Annotated in this window: 1 protein-coding gene; it reads right to left on the bottom strand. The window is 72.0% G+C overall.

From position 1 onward, the window contains the following. Nucleotides 1-267: 267 nt before the first annotated feature. Complete coding sequence (locus VFB40_RS21220) at nucleotides 268-2,559, bottom strand: ATP-binding protein (RefSeq protein ID WP_324853356.1); 2,292 nt, start codon at nucleotides 2,557-2,559, stop codon at nucleotides 268-270. Nucleotides 2,560-2,605 lie beyond the last annotated feature (46 nt).

Here is a 2,605-nt window from a genome sequence, read left to right as displayed (position 1 = left end):
GCCGCCGTGCCCCCGCCAGTCCAGCGCGACGGAGGTGCGATGCCGGCCGGTCAGCGGAAGCAGATCCTGGTAGCAGGTGCGGTCGCCGCACCAGCCCGGCAGCATCAGCAGCGCCGGCCCACCATCGCCTACTCGGTCGTACGCGATCCGGACTTCGGTCGATGTCGTCATGACGTCCTCCTGGTTGGGGTTGCCTGGAGGACTCTTGTCGGGCGACGACGTCAGCACATGGGGGTGACCCGACAGTCAAGCGCCGGGTGCCCCCACTTATCCCCCGCCGGTGCGGGCGGCGAATGCGACAAGCTCCGTGCGCGTGCGCAGGTCGGTCTTCGCGGTCAGGTTGGCGATGTGCCGCTCGACGGTGCGCGGCGACAGGAACAGGCGACTAGCGATCTCCTTGTTGCTCAGCCCCTCGCCGAGCAGCGCGAGCACCTCGGCCTCGCGCCCGGTGACGCCGCGCTCCCGCAGAACCAGCGGGACGCCGGAGCTCGCGCGGCGCCGTGGCATCGGTGCACCGGCCTTACCCAGCAACGATCGGCAGGCTGCGACCAGCTTGTGCTGTCCGTGCTCCTCGAACTGGGCGAGCGCTGGCCCCAGCCAGGCAGCCGGCTCGCCCCAGCCGTCGGCGATGGCGGCCTCGGCGACCAGCCGGTGGGAGAAGTGGCGGTACCAGGTCAGGTTCTCCAGCGCCTCGTCACCGGCCACGAAGGACGTCCACGCAGCCTCGTGGCGGCCGGCCCGGCCGGCCGACACCGCCTCGGCGTAGTGCACGAACCCATGAGTCAACGATTGGGCCGCGGCCCCGGACGCCCGGACCTCGGCGCACGCGGCTTCGCCGTCGCGGTCCTCAACCGCGCAGACGAGCGCCCACAGGCCGCGCGGCGGCATCGGCGGGCTGGCGGGGTTCGTGCGGAGCAGGTCCATCATGGTGTCCAGTTCGCGCAGTGCGCGCCGACGGTTCTCGTCGATGAGCGAGAGCTCTGCCCGGCACAGTCCCCACATGAGCCCGGCGACGGCGACGTCGTCTCCGGCGACCGCCATCGCCTCGTCGACGAGCGGCTGCATGCGGTCGCGGCGGCCGAGGCGGCCGTGTGCGGCGGCCTCACCGATCAGGCTGATGCCGAGCAGTCCGTGCAGGTGCAGCCTTCGTCCGGTTTCGCTCGCTCGTCCACATGCGGCGATCGCCTGCTCGTTGTCGAAGTGATAGCAGAACCAGGCGCCCAGGTGCATGTCGATCTGAGCCACGGTCGCGAGCGCACCCGCCGACGCCGCCAGCTCCCGCGCCTGGTTCAGATGATCCGGTGGGCGCATCGTCATGAAATCGATCGTCCCCACCTCGAACAACGCCCGGACCCGCAGCAGCTCCAGCCCGTGGCGCGCAGCCACGCTGCCCGCCTTGAGGTAGGCCTGCTCGGCACGGGCGACGCCGGTCGTGCGGGCGCAATGACCGATCATCAGCAGGGCTTCACAGACCAGCTCGGGCAGACCGAGCCGCTCGGCGTCGGACAGCACAGATCGGGCCAGCGCGCCGGCTTGTTCGAGATCGCCGCGCCCGTACGCGATCTGCGCGGCGATCACATCCGCCTGTGCGGGCAGGTCCGGATCGCCCGCTTCTTCGGCAAGTGCGCTCGCGAGGGTGAGGTGCCGTTCGGCCACATCCCACCGGGTTGCCGCAGCGGCAACCCCGGCCAGGCGCGCGTGGACCGCGCCGACCCGCCGCGGTGGCGCGCTGAGGGCATGCAACGCGTTGATGAGTACCTCTCCGAGCTCGAGCGCCGGATCAACCTTGCCCGCCAGGGCGAGCCCTTCGCATAGCGCGTCCATCGCGTCCGCCTCGGACGCGGGATCGTCGGCCACCTGCCGGGCCTGTACGAAGGCGTCCTCCGCGCTGGTCAGCGCGCCACGGGCAAGAGACCTGCGGCCGGACTCGATGAGCAGCCCGGTTGCCCGGCGGTCGCCGGCGCGCTCAGCGAGCCGCGCAGCCAGGTCACACCACTCCCCGGGCAGATCCGGGTGTGCTCCCGCGATCGCGTCCAACGCCCGCTGGGCGAGTTCCGACAATTGCGCCGGCAACAGCCGCCGTAGCACGGCGTCGCGGGTCAGCGCGTGCCGGAACTGCACCGCCCCCAATCGGGTCGGATCGGCGACGAGCAGTTGCGCGTCGGTCCCGGCCCGCAGCGCGTCCAGGACGACTTCGGCCGACTCACCGGTCAGGTCGCACAGCAACGTCCAGTCGAAGCGCCTGCCGAGCACGGCGGCCGTGACCAGAATGCGCGCGGCGTCGCCCAGCGACGCGAGCCGGTGCGCGACGCTGTCGGCAACGGTGCGGGGCACCTGCGGCTCGAGGTGCCCGGATACCGACCAGCCCACACCGTCGTCCACCAGCGCGCCTGCCTGGACGGCTCCGGCAAGTAGCTCCTCGACGAAGAAGGGCACGCCGTCGGCGCTCTCCGCGAGCAACGCCTTCACCGACTCCGGAACGTCGGTCGCCGCCAGGCAGGCGCGCGCCATCTCGCCGGTGTCGGCAGGGGTCAACCGCCCCAGCCGCGCCACCGACACCGCTCGCCGCGCGGCGAGGACGTTGACCAGGTCGACGGCAGGGTTG

The sequence above is a fragment of the Actinocrinis sp. genome (assembly GCF_035650855.1).
Lineage (GTDB): Bacteria > Actinomycetota > Actinomycetes > Streptomycetales > Catenulisporaceae > Actinocrinis.
The sequence above is the reverse complement of the archived record's forward strand: the minus strand, read 5'-3'. Positions and strand labels throughout refer to the sequence as shown.